Genomic DNA, 16,136 nt, shown 5'->3' with positions numbered 1-16,136 from the left:
GTCACTCATGACCATACAAGACATCAGTTTGTGGATCAAAACGGCTGCCCCGTCCGGGCAGCTGACGTCCGATTCGCGCCGCGTGCAGCGCGGCGACGTGTTTTTCGCCTATGCGGGCGCCACCGATTTCATCGCCGCCGCCATCGCGCAGGGCGCCGCCGCCATCGTGCATGACGCCGTGGAATGGAACGCCGCATGGAGCGTGCCGCACCTGCTGGTCAGCGACCTGAAACGCCTGGCCGGCCCCGTGGCGCATGCTTTCTACGACATGCCCGACAGCGCCATGTTCAGCGCCGGCGTAACGGGCACGAATGGCAAGACCTCGTGCGCCTTGTGGCTGGCGCAAGCCCTGGCGCGCCTGGGCGAGCCATCGTCCGTCATCGGGACGTTGGGCGTGGGCCTGTGCAAGCCGCGCGGCGCCATCGAATTCGACGTCACCGGCTACACCACGCCGGACGCCGTGCTGCTGGCGCGCAAGCTGGCCGCCATGCGCGATGCGGGCGCCAAGGCCGTCGCCATCGAAGTGTCGTCGATCGGCCTGGACCAGGACCGCGCGGCCGGCATGCATTTTGACGTCGCCATGTTTACCAATCTGACGCGCGACCACCTCGACTACCATGGCGACATGGCGGCCTACGAGGCGGCCAAGGTCAAGCTGTTCGACTGGCCCGGCCTGAAAACGGCCGTCATCAACCTGGACGACCCCATGGGTTTGCGCCTGGCGGCGCACGTGGATGGCAAGCTGGCCGGCGAATATCCCGTCATCGGCTACACCCTGCAGGATGCGGCCGCCTTGCCCGACCTGCCGGGCGTGCTGATGCTGCGCGCCAGCCAGTTCCGCAGCCGCAATGCCGGCACTGACTTCCACCTCGAATGCGCGCTGGGCGTGGCGCTGGTCAAGACGCAGCTGGTGGGCCACTTCAATATCAGCAACGCGCTGGCCGTGCTGGGCGCCTTGCTGGCGCACGGCACCGGCCTGCGCGCCGCCATCGACGGCATCGAATCCTTGCAGCCGGCCCCGGGCCGCATGCAGCAGGTGGGCGGCCAGGAAGCGCCGATGGTCGTCATCGATTACGCGCATACGCCGGACGCGCTGGAAAAGACCCTGGCCGCCTTGCGCCAGGTGGCGCAGGAGCGGGGCGGCCAGCTGTGGTGCGTGTTCGGCTGCGGCGGCGACCGCGATCCGGGCAAGCGTCCGCAGATGGGCGCCATCGCGCAGCTGGCCGATCACGTGCTCGTCACCAGCGACAATCCGCGCAGCGAAGACCCGCACGCCATCATCGCGCAGATCGTCGCCGGCATGCGCGCAGACGGCCCGCAGCCGCAAGCCATCGAAGACCGCGCCGCCGCCATCCTGTCGGCCATCAAGCACGCCGCCAAGCCGGACGTGATCCTGTTGGCGGGCAAGGGCCATGAACCGTATCAGGAAATCAAGGGCAAGAAACTGCCGTTCTCCGACGCCGACCATGCGCAGCTGGCCTTGTCCGCGCGCCTGACCATGATGAGGACGAACTGATGCGCGGCACCCTGACAGAACTGATGCCGTCGCTGGACGGCGCGCAGCGGACGGGCGACGCCGTTTTTGACGGTGTCTCCACCGACAGTCGCAGCGCCCAGGCCGGTTCGCTGTTCGTCGCCCTGCGCGGCGAGAGTTTCGACGCCCACGACTTCCTTGAGCAGGTGGCCGCGCGCGGCGTCGCCGCCGTGGTGGTCGAGCGCCTGCCCGCAGGCTGGGACAGCGGCAAGGTAGCGGCCATTGTGGTGCCCGATACCCTGGCCGCGCTGGGACGCATCGCCAACCACTGGCGCGGCCGTTTCAATGTGCCCGTCATCGGCGTCACCGGCAGCAATGGCAAGACCACCGTCAAGGAGATGATTGCATCGATCCTGGCGGCGGCCTTTGGCGAAGAAGCGCGCCTGGCCACGCGCGGCAACCTGAATAACGAGATCGGCGTGCCATTGACCCTGTTCCGCCTGAATGAAGAACACAAGGCGGCCGTCATCGAGATGGGCATGAACCATCCGGGAGAAATCGCGCGCCTGGCCGCGATTGCCGCGCCGACTCTGGCGATGGTCAACAATGCGCAGCGCGAGCACCAGGAATTCATGCATACGGTCGAAGCGGTGGCGCGCGAAAACGGCGCCGCGCTGGCGGCATTGGCCGGCGACGGCGTGGCCGTCTTCCCGCATGGCGACGAATTCACGCCCTTGTGGCGCGAGCTGGCCGGCGCGCGCGCCGCCATCACCTTCGGCCTGTCGAAAGAGGCGGACGTGAGCTGCACGCACCGCGCGGCCGAGGATTTCGGCAGTGACCTGTTCGTCAGCGTGCGCGCGCAGGACGGCGCCTTGCGCCAGTTCTTCGTGGGCTTGCAGGCGGCGGGCGAACACAATGTGCGTAATGCGCTGGCCGCGGCGGCATGCGCCGTGGGCGCCGGCATCGCCATCGAACATATCAAGCAGGGCCTGGAGGCGTTCGCGCCCGTGAACGGCCGCCTGCAGAAAAAACGTGCCGCCAACGGCGCCACCATCATTGACGACACGTATAACGCCAATCCGGATTCGGCGCGCGCGGCCATCGATGTACTGGCGCAGGCCGCGGCACCACGCATCCTGGTGCTGGGCGAGATGGGCGAGGTCGGCACGCAGGGGCAGCAGTTCCACGAAGAGATCGGCGCCTACGCCGCCGCCAAAGGCATCGAACACGTGCTGGCGACGGGCGGCCTGGCGCGCCATCTGGTGAGTGCGGCGCAGGCAGCCGCCAGCCAGGAATCGGGCACGGTCGTGGAGTATTTCGAACAGTTCGACGGTTTGCTGGCGGCGCTCGATGCGCATTTGTCCGACCGTTCGGATGCAACAGTATTAATCAAGGGCTCCCGCTTCATGAAGATGGAACGGGCCGTGCAGCATTTGATTGGTTCAAACAACAATAACAAGGAAGCTCACTAATCATGCTGCTCTGGCTCGCTCATTATTTCCAGGACGACATTGGCCCATTGCGGGTCTTTAACTTCATCACTTTCCGCGCCGTCTTCGCCACCTTGACGGCGATTTTGATCGGCCTGTGCGCCGGCCCCGCCGTGATCCGCATGCTCACGCGCATGAAGGTCGGCCAGGCCGTGCGTACGGACGGCCCGCAAACGCATCTGAAAAAACACGGCACGCCCACCATGGGCGGTGTGCTGATCCTCATCGCCATCGGCATTTCCACCTTGCTGTGGGCCGACCTGTCGAACCGCTTCATCTGGCCGGTCCTGATCGTCACGCTGGGCTTTGGCGCCGTCGGCTGGGCCGACGATTACCGCAAGGTGGTGCACCAGGACCCGGAAGGCATGCGCTCGCGCGAAAAATACTTCTGGCAGTCGCTGATCGGCATCGTCGCCGCGTTTTACCTGGCGTTTTCCGTCTCCGTGTCGGAACCTGACGCGGGCCACGTGTGGAACCTGATCTACGCCTGGGTACAGTCGGGCTTCGCCATGGACCTGCCGCCGAAAGCCGATTTGATCGTCCCGTTCTTCAAGACCATCAGTTATCCGCTGGGCGTGTGGGGCTTCATCGCGCTGACCTATTGCGTCATCGTCGGCACCAGCAACGCCGTCAACTTCACGGACGGTCTCGATGGCCTGGCCATCATGCCGACCGTGATGGTGGGCACGGCCCTGGGCCTGTTCGCCTACCTGACGGGCAACGCCACGTATGCGCGCTACCTGTTCATCCCGCACATTCCGGGCGCCGGCGAACTGGTGATCTTCTGCGGCGCGCTGGCAGGTTCCGGCCTGGCCTTCCTCTGGTATAACACGCACCCCGCGAAAGTGTTCATGGGCGATGTGGGCGCGCTGGCACTGGGCGGCGCACTGGGCACCGTCGCCGTCATCGTGCGCCAGGAAATCGTGCTGTTCATCATGGGCGGCATCTTCGTCGTCGAAACGCTGTCCGTGATCATCCAGGTCGTCTGGTTCAAGTACACCAAGAAGCGCTTTGGCGCGGGCCGCCGCGTCTTCCTGATGGCGCCATTGCATCACCATTTTGAACAAAAAGGCTGGAAGGAGACGCAGGTTGTCGTGCGTTTCTGGATCATCACCATGATGCTGGTGCTGCTCGGCCTGACCACCTTGAAGCTGCGCTGATGATGTACGACGCTAAAACCGCACTGGTACTGGGCCTCGGCGAATCGGGGCTGGCGATGGCCCTGTGGCTGGCCCGCAGCGGTGCTTGCGTGCGCGTGGCCGATACGCGCGAGGCGCCAGAGCGCCTGGCCGCGTTGCAGGCTGTCGTGCCGCAGGCGCAGTTCATCGCCGGCGCCTTCTCGGCCGAGCTGCTCGATGGCGTCGACTTCGTTGCCGTCAGCCCCGGCCTGGCGCCGGGCCGCGAGCTGGCTGGAATCGCCCCGGCCGCACTTGAGAAAAACATCCCCGTGTGGGGCGAGATCGAACTGTTCGCGCAGGCCCTGGCGGCGCTCAAGGCGGAACGCGGCTATGCGCCGAAAGTCATCGCCATCACGGGCACGAATGGCAAGACGACCGTCACCAGTCTGGTAGGCCTGCTGTGCGAGCGCGCCGGATTGGTCACGCGCGTGGCCGGCAATATCAGCCCCGCCGCGCTGGACGTGCTGCGCGAAGTGCTCGATGCCGAGCCTGCGCCGCAGCCGGTGGAGACGGACGCTGAAGCGGCGGAACCCGTCGCCGGCACCTTGCCGCAGGCGTGGATACTCGAGTTGTCCAGCTTCCAGCTGCACACCACGTTCAGCCTGCAGGCCGATGCGGCCACGGTCCTGAATCTGTCGCAGGATCACCTGGACTGGCATGGCGACATGGCCGCGTATGCCAAGGACAAGGCGCGCATCTTCGGCGAGCAGACCGTGCGCATCCTGAACCGCGACGATGCCTTGGTCATGCACATGGCCGATCCGCTGGCCGAGACGGTCACCTTCGGCACGGGCGAGCCGGTGGAAGTGGACAGCTTTGGCCTGGTCAATGAACGCGGCATCTTCTGGCTGGCGCAAGCCGTGCCCAGCGAAGAAGTGATCGAGAAAAAACGCAGGAAGAACGATCCGGCGCCGGAACCGGTGCCGACGATGGCCAAGAAACTGATGCCGGCCGACGCGCTGAAAATCCGCGGCCAGCATAACGCCTCGAATGCGCTGGCGGCGCTGGCCCTGTGCCGCGCCATCGGCTTGCCGTTCGCGCCGCTGCTGCATGGCTTGCGCGAGTACCAGGGCGAACCGCACCGCGTGGAGCTGATCACGGCCGTGGGCGAGGTCGAATATTACGACGACAGCAAGGGCACCAACGTGGGCGCGACAGTGGCCGCGTTGTCCGGCCTGGGCAAGGCGTTTGGCGGCGCGGAACAGCGCCTGGTGCTGATCGCCGGCGGCGACGGCAAGGGGCAGGATTTCTCGCCGCTGGCCGAACCGGTCTCGCGCTATGTGCGCGCCGTGGTGCTGATCGGCCGCGATGCGCCAGCCTTGCGCGCGGCGCTCGAGCCGGCCGGCGTGGACATCATCGATTGCGCCACCTTGCCGGAAGCCGTCAAGCGCGCCAGCAGCCTGGCGCTGGCCGGCGACGCCGTGCTGCTGTCGCCCGCTTGCGCCAGCCTGGACATGTTCAAGAACTATGCGCACCGCGCGCAGGTGTTTGTCGACGCCGTGCGCGACATCGCCCTGGAAAACGGACAGGATATCTGATGGCCTTCCAACTGCCTTTCCGCTTTGGTTCCGGCTCGGCTGCCAAGCCGCTGGATAGCCGCGCGCGGCAGTCGAAGATGATGGATTACGACAAGCCGCTGGTGTGGGTGGTCCTGCTGCTCATGTTGCTCGGCATGGTGATGGTGTATTCGGCGTCGATCTCGCTGTCGGACGCGCGCAAGTTTGCCGCCTACACGAACAATTATTTCGTCGTGCGCCAGGCGCTGTTCATCGGCGTGTCGGTGATCGCCGGCGCGCTGGTGTTCCGCATTCCCATCGCGACCTGGCAAAAAATCGCGCCGTGGCTGTTCATCGGCACCCTGGTGCTGCTGGTGATGGTGCTGATACCGGGCCTGGGCGTGTCGGTCAACGGCGGTCGCCGCTGGCTGAATCTTCCAGGCCTGCGGCCGCAGCCGTCCGAGCTGATGAAGGTGGTAATGGTGCTGTACGCCGCCGACTACACGGTGCGCAAGCAGGAATACATGCACAAGCTGACCAAGGGCTTCATGCCGATGGCGCTGGCCGTCAGCTTCGTCGGCTTGCTGCTGCTGATGGAACCCGATCTGGGCGCCTTCGGCGTGATCGTCTGCATCGCCATGGGCATTCTGTTCCTGGGTGGCGTCAACGCCATCTGGTTCGGCGGCATCGGCGCCATGCTGACGGCGATCTTCGTCACCATCATCGCCCTGTCGAAATTCCGCCGCGAGCGGTTTTTTGCGTATCTCGATCCGTGGCAGGAAGACAATGCGCTGAACAAGGCGTATCAGCTGACGCACTCCTTGATCGCTTTCGGGCGCGGCGAACTGTTTGGCGTGGGACTGGGCGGCAGCGTGGAAAAACTGCATTACCTGCCCGAAGCGCATACGGACTTTTTGCTGGCCGTGATCGGCGAGGAACTGGGCCTGGTGGGCGTGCTGGTCGTGATCGGCATGTTCTACTGGATTATCAAGCGCGCGTTTGACATCGGCCGCCAGGCGATCGCCATCGACCAGACGTTTGCCGGCCTGACGGCAAAGGGCATCGCCATCTGGATCGGCGTGCAGACCTTCATCAACATGGGCGTGAACCTGGGCCTGCTGCCGACCAAGGGCCTGACCTTGCCCTTGATGAGTTATGGCGGCACGGGCGTACTGATTAACTGTATCGGCCTGGCGATTTTGCTGCGCATCGATTACGAAAACCGGATCCTGATGCGCGGAGGCCGGCTATGAACAACGTGACGAATTTGAAAACGACGAAAAGACTGATGATCATGGCGGCCGGCACCGGCGGCCATATCTTCCCGGGCCTGGCGATTGCGCAGACGATGCGCGCGCGCGGCTGGGAAGTGAGCTGGCTGGGCACGACCCATGGCATGGAGCAGGAACTGGTGCCGAAAAGCGGCATTCCCATGGATGCCATCGAATTTTCCGGCATGCGCGGCAAGGGCCTGGCGCACACGGTCAAAGGCGGCTTCAGGATGCTGGCCAGCTTCTTTGCCATCCGCCGTTTCATCGCCAGCCGCAAGCCGGACGTGGTGATGGGCATGGGCGGCTACGTCACCGTGCCGGGCGGCCTGATGGCGCGCCTGAAGGGGGTGCCGCTGGTGCTGGTCAATGCCGACGCGGCGCTGCTGCTGTCGAACAAGACGCTGGTACCGCTGGCGCAGCAGGTGTGCTTCGGGTTCCCCGCCGATTTCGGCAGCGCCGCCGGCAAGGCCGTCGTCACGGGCAATCCCGTGCGTGCCGAGATCCTCGCCATGGCACCGCCGGCCGCGCGTTTCGCGGGACGCAGCGGACCGCTGCGCATCCTGGTGGTGGGCGGCAGCCTGGGCGCGAAAGCGCTGAACGACAGCCTGCCTGCCGCGCTGGCCCTGATGCCGGAGGGCGAACGCCCGCTGGTGACGCACCAGTCGGGCAAGAAGAATATCGACGCCCTGCATGCCGCGTATGCGCAGGCGGGCGTGCAAGCGAACGTGGTCGACTTCATCGACGACATGGCCAGGGCGTATACCGAGGCCGACCTGGTGATTTGCCGCGCGGGCGCGATCACCTTGTCGGAATTGACGGCGGCCGGCGTGGCCAGCGTGCTCGTGCCGCTGGTGGCGTCGACCACCAGCCACCAGCGCGACAACGCGCAATGGATGGCGAAGCAAGGCGCGGCGATTCATCTGCCGCAGACGGAAATGAGTGCGGCGTCGCTGAGCACTCTGCTGGCGTCCTTGACGCGCGAGACCTGCCAGCAGATGGCGCAGGCGGCACTGGCAGCAGGCAAGCGCGACGCCAATGAGGCGATCGCACACGTATTGGAAAAACTGGCATGAGGTTAGCTCTGTGAAGCATAAAGTAAACAATATCCACTTTGTCGGCATTGGCGGCAGCGGCATGAGCGGCATCGCCGAAGTGCTGGTCAACCTCGGCTACAAGGTGTCGGGCTCCGACCTGGGCAGCAATGCGGCGACGCAGCGCCTGGCGAGCCTGGGCGCGACCGTCATGCTCGGCCACGCGGCCGAGAACATCGGCGACGCCGATGCGGTGGTGACGTCGGGCGCCGTCCCGCAAGACAATCCGGAAGTGGCGGCCGCGCGCGCGCGCAAGATCCCGCTGGTGCCGCGCGCCGTGATGCTCGGTGAATTGATGCGCCTGAAACGCGGCATCGCCATCGCCGGCACGCACGGCAAAACCACCACCACCAGCCTGGTCGCTTCCGTGCTGGCGCAGGGCGGCCTCGACCCGACTTTCGTCATCGGCGGGCGCCTGACCAGCGCCGGCGCGAACGCCAAGCTGGGTTCGGGCGACTACCTGGTGGCCGAAGCCGATGAATCGGACGCCTCGTTCCTGAACCTGACGCCGATGATCGAAGTGATCACGAATATCGACGCCGATCACATGGACACCTACGAGCACGATTTCGAAAAGCTCAAGCAGGCCTTCGTGCAGTTCACGCACCGCTTGCCGTTCTATGGCCGCGCCATGCTGTGCATCGACGATCCGCACGTGCGCGCCATCATCCCGTCCGTCACCAAGCCCGTCACCACCTACGGTTTCGCGGAAGACGCGCAAGTGCGCGCCATCAACGCGCGCGCCGTGGGCCTGGAAATGCATTTCACCGTGCTGCAGGAAGGTTATCCGGACCTCGATGTGGTGCTGAACCAGCCCGGCATGCACAATGTGCAGAATGCCTGCTCGGCGATCGCCATCGCGCGCGAAATCGGCATCGCCGACTGCGCCACGCAGCAGGGCCTGGCCGAGTTTTCCGGCGTGGGCCGCCGCTTTACCCGCTATGGCGACGTGGCGCTGCCGAACGGCGGCACTTTCGCGCTGGTCGACGATTTCGGCCACCATCCGGTGGAAACGGAAGTGACCCTGGCCGCCGCGCGCGCCGCCTATCCGGGCCGCCGCCTGGTGCTGGCTTTCCAGCCGCACCGCTACAGCCGCACGCGCGACCTGTTCGAGGATTTCGTCAAGGTGCTCGGTGCGCCCGACGTGCTGCTCTTGTCCGAAGTGTATGCGGCGGGCGAAGCGCCTATCGTCGCCGCCGACGGCCGCGCCCTGGCGCATGCCCTGCGCGCGCGCGGCAAGATCGAACCGATTTTCGTCGAGTCCATGACGGACATGGCCGACACCATCATGAGCGTGGCGCGCGACGGCGACGTCGTGCTGACCATGGGAGCCGGTTCCATCAGCGGCATCCCGAATCAACTGACAACGTATCAATCTCACACTGTAAAGGCCTGACGTGAACCAAGCTTCAGCTATCGACGTTAAACAATTGGGCAAGGTCGGCGTCCTGTTCGGCGGCCGCTCGGCCGAGCGCGAAGTGTCGCTGATGTCCGGCGCGGGCGTGCTGGCCGCATTGAAAAGCCATGGCGTGAATGCGCATGGCTTCGACACGGGCGAACGCAGCCTGGCCGAACTGGCCGCTGAGAAGTTTGACCGCGTCTTCATCGCGCTGCACGGCCGCTTCGGCGAAGACGGCAGCCTGCAGGGCGCGCTGGAACAGCTGGGCATCCCGTACACCGGCAGCGGCGTGATGGCGTGCTCGGTGGGCATGGACAAGGTCTATACCAAGATGATCTGGCTGATGCACGAGCTGCCGACGCCGAAGTACGCGGTGCTGGACGACAGCTCCGACCTGGCCAAGGTCGCCGCGGAACTGGGCTTGCCGCTGATCGTCAAGCCGCCGCATGAAGGCTCGAGCATCGGCATCACGACGGTCAACGAGGCCTCGGCCTTCCAGGCGGCCTACGACATCGCCGCCGGCCTCGATGATTCGGTGCTGGCCGAGGAATTCATCAAGGGCCGCGAGTTCACCGTTGCCATCCTGGGCAAGGGCGCTGCGGCGCGCGCGCTGCCGCCGATCGAAATCGTCGCTCCGCAAGGCAATTACGATTACCAGAACAAGTACTTCACGGACGATACGCAGTATTTCTGCCCGCCGCAACTGGACCCGGCGATCATCGCCGAGATGGAGCGCATCGCCCTGGCGGCGTACCGTGCCCTCGGCTGCGAAGGCTGGGGACGGGTCGATGTGCTGATGCGCGCGGCCGACAGCAAGCTGTTTTTGCTGGAAGTGAATACCTCGCCAGGCATGACCGGTCACTCGCTCGTGCCGATGGCGGCGCGCGCGGAAGGCACCAGCTATGAAGACCTGTGCCTGGAAATCGTTTCCGGCGCAAGCCTGAAAATGCACAAGGGACAGCGCTGATATGTGGCATGACGCTAAAAGCCTCAATACGACTGCCAACGGCTTGCTGGCCGCGGTGCTGGTCGTGTGCGTGGCCGCCGGCGTCTGGTGGGTGTCGCAGCGTCCCATGTTCGACCTGCGCACGATCAAGGTGGAGAGCGCGGACGACAAGGGCCTGCGCCACGTGAATTACCTGACCCTGCGCAGCGGCACTTTGGGCCGCATCAAGGGCAATTTTTTCACGACCAACCTGGAAAGCGTGCGCGGCGTGTTCGAATCGGTGCCCTGGGTGCGCCGTGCCAGCGTGCGGCGCGAGTGGCCGAACCAGCTGATCGTGGCGCTGGAAGAACATGAAGCATTGGGCACCTGGGGCGAGGATGGACGCCTGCTGTCGGTCAAGGGCGATGTGTTTACCGCCAATGTGGCCGAAGCCGAAGACGACCATGAATTGCCTGCGTTTGCCGGCCCCGATGGCAGCGAAAAGGAAGTACTGGCCACCTATGTGCAGCTGGCAAAGTGGTTTTCGCCGTTGAAGATGGTGCCCGAATCGCTGTCGCTGTCGAGCCGCTATGCGTGGACGGTGAAACTGGATAACGGCATGAGCGTGGCGCTGGGGCGCGAGCAGAATCATACGACCCTGAAAGCGCGGGTGGACCGGCTGGTGGGCATCTACCCGCAGCTGGCGAGCCGGCTGGAGAATATCGACACGATCGATATGCGCTACCAGAATGGCCTGGCGCTCAGTTCCGCCGGCCTGGTGATACCGGCCGAAGGCAAGGATGGCAGGCCGGCGCCGGCGATCAAGAAGAAAAATGGCAGTCCGATTAAAAAACCGGCTTGACCGAATACTCAATTAATCAATTAATAGCCCAAAAAACTAGGCGAAAGAAATGACAAAAGACGCGAAAAACCTGATCGTCGGCCTCGACATCGGCACCTCGAAAGTGGTGGCGGTGGTTGCCGAAGTGATGTCCGATGGGCGCCACGAAGTGATCGGGCTGGGCCAGCACGAATCGAAGGGCCTGAAAAAAGGCGTAGTGGTCAATATCGAGGCCACGGTGGAGTCCATCCAGCGCGCGCTGGAAGAGGCCGAGCTGATGGCCGACTGCAAGATCCGCAATGTGTACGCGGGCATTGCGGGCAGCCATATCCGCAGCTTCAATTCCAGCGGCATGGTGGCCATCAAGGACAAGGAAGTGACGGCGACCGACGTGGCGCGCGTCATCGAGACGGCAAAAGCGGTTAACATTCCGACCGATCAGCAATTGCTGCACACGGTGCCGCAAGAGTTCATCGTCGACAGCCAGGAAGATGTGCGCGAGCCTATCGGCATGAGCGGCATCCGCCTGGAGGTGAAGGTGCATATCGTCACCGGCGCCGTGTCGGCGGTGCAGAACATCGTCAAGTGCGTGCGCCGCTGCGGCCTGGAAGTGTCGGACCTGATCCTGCAGCCGATGGCCTCGGCCGATGCGGTGCTCACGCCCGACGAGAAGGAACTGGGCGTGGTCCTGATCGACATCGGCGGCGGCACGACCGATGTGGCGGTATTCTCCGATGGCGCGATCCGCCATACGGCAGTCATTCCCATCGCCGGCGACCAGATCACCAACGACATCGCCATGGCCTTGCGTACCCCGACCGCGGAAGCGGAAGAAATCAAGATCCGCTATGGGGTGGCCAAGCAGGTCCTGGCCGACCCCGGCGAATCGCTGGAAGTGCCTGGCCTGGGCGACCGCGGCCCGCGCAACCTGTCGCGCCAGGCGCTGGCGGCAGTGATCGAGCCGAGGGTCGAGGAGCTGTTCGCGATGGTGCACCAGGTGGTGCGCGAATCCGGCTACGAAGGCGTGCTGTCGTCGGGCATCGTGCTCACGGGCGGCACGTCCATCATGCCCGGCATGGTGGAAATGGCCGAAGATATTTTCCTGAAACCGGCGCGCCTGGGCACGCCCGAGTATCGGGGCCAGCTGGCCGACGTGGTGCGCAGTCCGCGCTATGCCACGGTATTGGGCCTGCTGCTGGAAGCGAAGAAGCAATACCTGCGCGGCCACATCGTGACGCGTCAGGACGGCTCGGTGAAGGCAGTCTGGCAACGCATGAAGGAATGGTTTTTAGGGAATTTTTAAGGGCATGATTTACGCCCGGCAGTACAGGTTTTTTGGCAGCATCGCAGGCGCACACACATAACTTTATTTTATATTTAACCGCAGTTTTCAATCTCCAGTTCTCCTACCAATATGAGGCCTGGCGCTTGGAAACCGCATCTGATAGGAGCACATCATGGAGTTCGATATGGTCGATAACACAGCTTTAGGTACCGTCATCAAGGTCGTCGGCGTCGGCGGTGCGGGTGGCAATGCAGTCCAACACATGATCAACAAAGGCATGTCGGGCGTGGAGTTCATTGCCGCCAACACCGACGCACAGGCCCTGTCAACATCGAAGGCCCACAACATCATCCAGATCGGCGATACCGGTCTGGGCGCCGGCATGAAGCCTGCCGTCGGCCGCCAGCTGGCCGAAGAATCGCGCGCACGCATCGCCGATTCGCTGCGCGGCGCGCACATGGTCTTCATCGCCGCCGGCATGGGCGGCGGCACGGGCACGGGCGCCGCTCCTATCGTGGCCGAAGTGGCCAAGGAACTGGGCGCGCTGACGGTGGCCGTGGTCTCCAAGCCATTCTCGTACGAAGGCCAGAAATGCATGGACATCGCCGACGAAGGCCTGGAGCAGCTGTCCCTGCACGTCGATTCGCTGATCATCATCCTCAATGAAAAACTGGAAGAGATCTACGAAGACGAAAGCATGCTGGAATGGATGCAGCACGCCGATGATGTGCTCAACAACGCGGTGGCCGGCATCGCCGAAATCATCAACGTGCCTGGCCATATCAACGTCGACTTCAACGACGTGAAAACCATCATGGGCGAGCAGGGCAAGGCCATGATGGGCACGGCGACGGCGTCCGGCGTCGACCGCGCGCGCATCGCCGCCGAACAGGCTGTCGCTTCGCCGCTGCTGGACGGCATTGATCTGTCTGGCGCGCGCGGCGTGCTGGTCAACGTCACGGCCAGCCGTGGCCTGAAAGGCAAGGAGATCAAGGAAGTCATGGCTGCCGTGCGCGCGTTTGCCGCGCCGGACGCGTCGATCGCGCAAGGTATCGCCTACGACGACGCCATGGGCGACGATATCCGCGTTACCGTGGTGGCCACGGGCCTGGGCCGCGCGAAGAAAAACATCCAGCTGGTACCGCAGCAAGTGCTGCGCACCGGCACCCACAACAGCCCGCTGACCCCGTCGGCTGCCATGGGTAGCGCGCAAGCGGCGACGACGACGGTTGGCGTAGCCACGCCGGCAGCCGGTTTCGACGGCATGAAGGCACCAGCCGTATGGCGCCGCGAATCGGCTTCCGAGCAAGTGCGCGCGATGGAAAAGAATGGCATGGAAACCTACGACATTCCAGCGTTCCTGCGTAAGCAAGCAGATTAAGGTGATCTGATGTCAGTAACGATGACGGCGGCCTGAGGGTCGCCGTTTTTTTTGCGGTTTTTTGATTTTTGGCTTTGCCTTTCCGGCCGCTTTCTGCACAAATACGGCAAGTCAGGCATACTATCGCGCAGTGTCGGCATCATGCCGGCAGAACCAGATCACGGGCGCCGTCCGCTCCATGGAGCGGGCGGCGTCCTTAACCGACAGTACACAAGGAGTCAACATGACCATCAAGATCGGCGACACCCTGCCAGAAGGCACCCTGGCCGAATTCATCGAAAGCGAAACCGAGGGTTGCGCACTGGGCCCGAACACGTTCAACGTGCAAGACCTGGTCAAGGGCAAGAAGATCGCCATCTTCGGCCTGCCAGGCGCCTACACCCCGACCTGCTCCGCACAGCACGTGCCAGGCTACGTCAAGCACGCTGCCGACCTGAAAGCCAAGGGCGTCGATGAAATCTGGTGCATCTCCGTCAACGACGCGTTCGTGATGGGCGCCTGGGGCCGCGACCAGAAAGCCACCGGCGTCGTACGCATGATGGCTGACGGCAATGCCGCCTACAGCAAGGCCCTGGGCCTGGACGCTGATTTTTCCAAGCACGGCATGGGCACGCGCTCGCAGCGCTACTCGATGCTGGTCGACAATGGCGTCGTGACGCAATTGAACATCGAGCAGGGCGGCAAGTTTGAAGTGTCGAACGCCGAAACCTTGCTGGGCCAGCTGGCCTAAGCAGATCGCAGGTCGGCGTAGGTCGGCTTAGCGCAGCGTAAGCCGACGAGCTGCGTTCGCATCACGTTTGCTCTGGCATTGTTGGATTACGCGCTGCGCGCTAATCCAACCTACACAATAAAAAATACGCAATAAAAACGGCGCCATCGGCGCCGTTTTTACGTTTACTGTACCGATGGCTTGGTCGCTTCGAACATGGCCGCATCGATGCTGAACGAATAGTCGTCCTGCAGCTGAGCAAGCTGGCCTAAGCAGATCGCAGGTTGACGTAGGCCAGGCGTAGGCCAAGCGTAGGCCAGGCGCAGGTCGGCGTAGGTCGGCTTAGCGCAGCGTAAGCCGACGAGCTGCGTTCGCACCGCGTTTGCTTCAGCATTGTTGGATTACGCGCTGCGCGCTAATCCAACCTACGCAATAAAAAACGGCACCATCGGCGCCGTTTTTACGTTTACTGTACCGATGGCTTGGTGGCTTCGAACATGGCCGCGTCGATGCTGAACGAATAGTCGTCCTGCAGCTGAGCCAGCTGGCCTAAGCAGATCGCAGGTTGACGTAGGCCTGGCGCAGGCCAGGCGCAGGTCGGCGTAGGTCGGCTTAGCGCAGCGTAAGCCGACGAGCTGCGTTCGCATCACGTTTGCTCTGGCATTGTTGGATTACGCGCTGCGCGCTAATCCAACCTACGCAATAAAAACGGCGTCATCAGCGCCGTTTTTTACGTTTACTGTACCGATGGCTTGGTCGCCTCGAACATGGCCGCGTCGATGCTGAACGAATAGTCGTCCTGCAGCGCGAAATACCGGCGCGCTTCCTCTGGCGCGCCATCGAAGAGGTTGCGGATGGCCGCCACGCGCTCGTCCGGCGTGCGCATGCGCGCCACCCACTCGTCGAACTGCATCGTCAGTTTCCATACGCTGCGCAAGCTGTGCGTAAAGCCCGCGTTGTCGAACTTGGCGCCCCATTCGCACGTGCGGTAGTCGCGCACGTGCGAGGCGTCGCGCAGCATTTCCACCGCCTGCAAGGTGCTGTCGTACAGGGCCGTCTTGGGCGCCACGATATCGACCACCAATAACGTGCCGTTCGGGCGCAGCACGCGCCACGCTTCGGCCAGGGCGCCCGCCACGTCGTTCCAGTGGTGCGCGGAAAAGCGCGTGACGACCATGTCGAAGCTGGCGTCGGCAAACGGCAGATGCGCGACGTCGCCCTGTTGCGTGCGGATATTGTGCAAGCCGCGCTGCGCCCTGGCGTGGTCCACCACGTTGAGCATGGGCTGCGCCAGATCATAGGCGACCACCGATTGCGCCACGGGGGCGACGGCAAAGCTGGCGTGGCCGGCGCCGCAGCCCAGGTCCAGCACGGCCGGCCGGCCGTGGCGGCGTGCGCATTCCTGCATCAGCACCAGGTCGGCGCCTTGCGCGTGCACCGCGCTGCTCAGGTAGGCATGGGCTGTCTTGCCAAACTGTTCGGTAACGACATCGTGCTGCTGCATGGTTTTCTCCTGTTGATGGGTGAGTTCCTGCAGAATAGGGATAAAATTATCCTGTAACAAGACCATAACTTATACTGGTATATCCACTACCA

At 63.8% G+C, this 16,136-nt stretch carries 13 protein-coding genes; 12 read left to right on the top strand and 1 reads right to left on the bottom strand.

The annotated features are described in order from the left end of the window. Positions 1-7: 7 nt before the first annotated feature. The 12 genes from IGS60_RS22930 (at position 8) to IGS60_RS22875 (ending at position 14,561) form a co-directional block, all read left to right on the top strand. On the top strand, positions 8-1,516 hold the full coding sequence (locus IGS60_RS22930) for a UDP-N-acetylmuramoyl-L-alanyl-D-glutamate--2,6-diaminopimelate ligase (RefSeq protein WP_070222495.1): 1,509 nt from the start codon (positions 8-10) through the stop codon (positions 1,514-1,516). After that, positions 1,516-2,946, top strand: coding sequence for a UDP-N-acetylmuramoyl-tripeptide--D-alanyl-D-alanine ligase (gene murF, locus IGS60_RS22925; protein WP_230506310.1), 1,431 nt, complete (start codon positions 1,516-1,518; stop codon positions 2,944-2,946). The genes IGS60_RS22930 and murF overlap by 1 nt, the downstream gene beginning before the upstream one ends. 2 nt (positions 2,947-2,948) lie before the next feature. Then, positions 2,949-4,124, top strand: a complete 1,176-nt coding sequence (gene mraY, locus IGS60_RS22920) for a phospho-N-acetylmuramoyl-pentapeptide-transferase (RefSeq protein ID WP_070222491.1) — start codon at positions 2,949-2,951, stop codon at positions 4,122-4,124. After that, positions 4,124-5,680, top strand: coding sequence for a UDP-N-acetylmuramoyl-L-alanine--D-glutamate ligase (gene murD, locus IGS60_RS22915; protein WP_230506309.1), 1,557 nt, complete (start codon positions 4,124-4,126; stop codon positions 5,678-5,680). The genes mraY and murD overlap by 1 nt, the downstream gene beginning before the upstream one ends. Further along, positions 5,680-6,891 (top strand): putative lipid II flippase FtsW, encoded by a 1,212-nt coding sequence (gene ftsW / locus IGS60_RS22910; RefSeq protein ID WP_070222487.1) that lies wholly within the window; start codon positions 5,680-5,682, stop codon positions 6,889-6,891. The genes murD and ftsW overlap by 1 nt, the downstream gene beginning before the upstream one ends. Then, a complete protein-coding gene (gene murG / locus IGS60_RS22905) occupies positions 6,888-7,982 on the top strand; it encodes an undecaprenyldiphospho-muramoylpentapeptide beta-N-acetylglucosaminyltransferase (protein ID WP_230506308.1) in 1,095 nt (364 codons plus the stop codon). The genes ftsW and murG overlap by 4 nt, the downstream gene beginning before the upstream one ends. Positions 7,983-7,992: 10 nt before the next feature. Continuing rightward, positions 7,993-9,396 carry a UDP-N-acetylmuramate--L-alanine ligase gene (gene murC, locus IGS60_RS22900; RefSeq protein WP_230506307.1) on the top strand — a complete coding sequence of 468 codons (1,404 nt, stop codon included), beginning with the start codon at positions 7,993-7,995 and terminating at the stop codon, positions 9,394-9,396. Position 9,397: 1 nt separating this feature from the next. After that, the gene (locus IGS60_RS22895) at positions 9,398-10,366 is read left to right on the top strand and encodes a D-alanine--D-alanine ligase (protein ID WP_230506306.1); all 969 of its coding nucleotides are present in this window, start codon (positions 9,398-9,400) and stop codon (positions 10,364-10,366) included. 1 nt (position 10,367) lies between these two features. Then, complete coding sequence (locus tag IGS60_RS22890; protein ID WP_230506305.1) at positions 10,368-11,186, top strand: cell division protein FtsQ/DivIB; 819 nt, start codon at positions 10,368-10,370, stop codon at positions 11,184-11,186. A 49-nt stretch (positions 11,187-11,235) separates the two neighbouring features. Beyond that, a complete protein-coding gene (ftsA, locus tag IGS60_RS22885) occupies positions 11,236-12,468 on the top strand; it encodes a cell division protein FtsA (RefSeq protein ID WP_010394955.1) in 1,233 nt (410 codons plus the stop codon). 154 nt (positions 12,469-12,622) lie between these two features. After that, positions 12,623-13,831 (top strand): cell division protein FtsZ, encoded by a 1,209-nt coding sequence (gene ftsZ / locus IGS60_RS22880; protein WP_034784974.1) that lies wholly within the window; start codon positions 12,623-12,625, stop codon positions 13,829-13,831. 223 nt (positions 13,832-14,054) lie between these two features. Next, a complete protein-coding gene (locus tag IGS60_RS22875) occupies positions 14,055-14,561 on the top strand; it encodes a peroxiredoxin (RefSeq protein ID WP_070290164.1) in 507 nt (168 codons plus the stop codon). Positions 14,562-15,276: 715 nt separating this feature from the next. On the opposite strand, the gene IGS60_RS22870 is transcribed toward IGS60_RS22875, so the two are convergent. Continuing rightward, positions 15,277-16,044, bottom strand: coding sequence for a class I SAM-dependent methyltransferase (locus tag IGS60_RS22870; RefSeq protein WP_230506304.1), 768 nt, complete (start codon positions 16,042-16,044; stop codon positions 15,277-15,279). Positions 16,045-16,136: the final 92 nt, after the last annotated feature.

The organism is Janthinobacterium sp. FW305-128 (assembly GCF_020858135.1).
In the GTDB taxonomy this organism is placed as follows: domain Bacteria; phylum Pseudomonadota; class Gammaproteobacteria; order Burkholderiales; family Burkholderiaceae_D; genus Janthinobacterium.
Note: the sequence above shows the minus strand (reverse complement) of the source record. Positions and strands in the feature narration are given on the sequence as shown.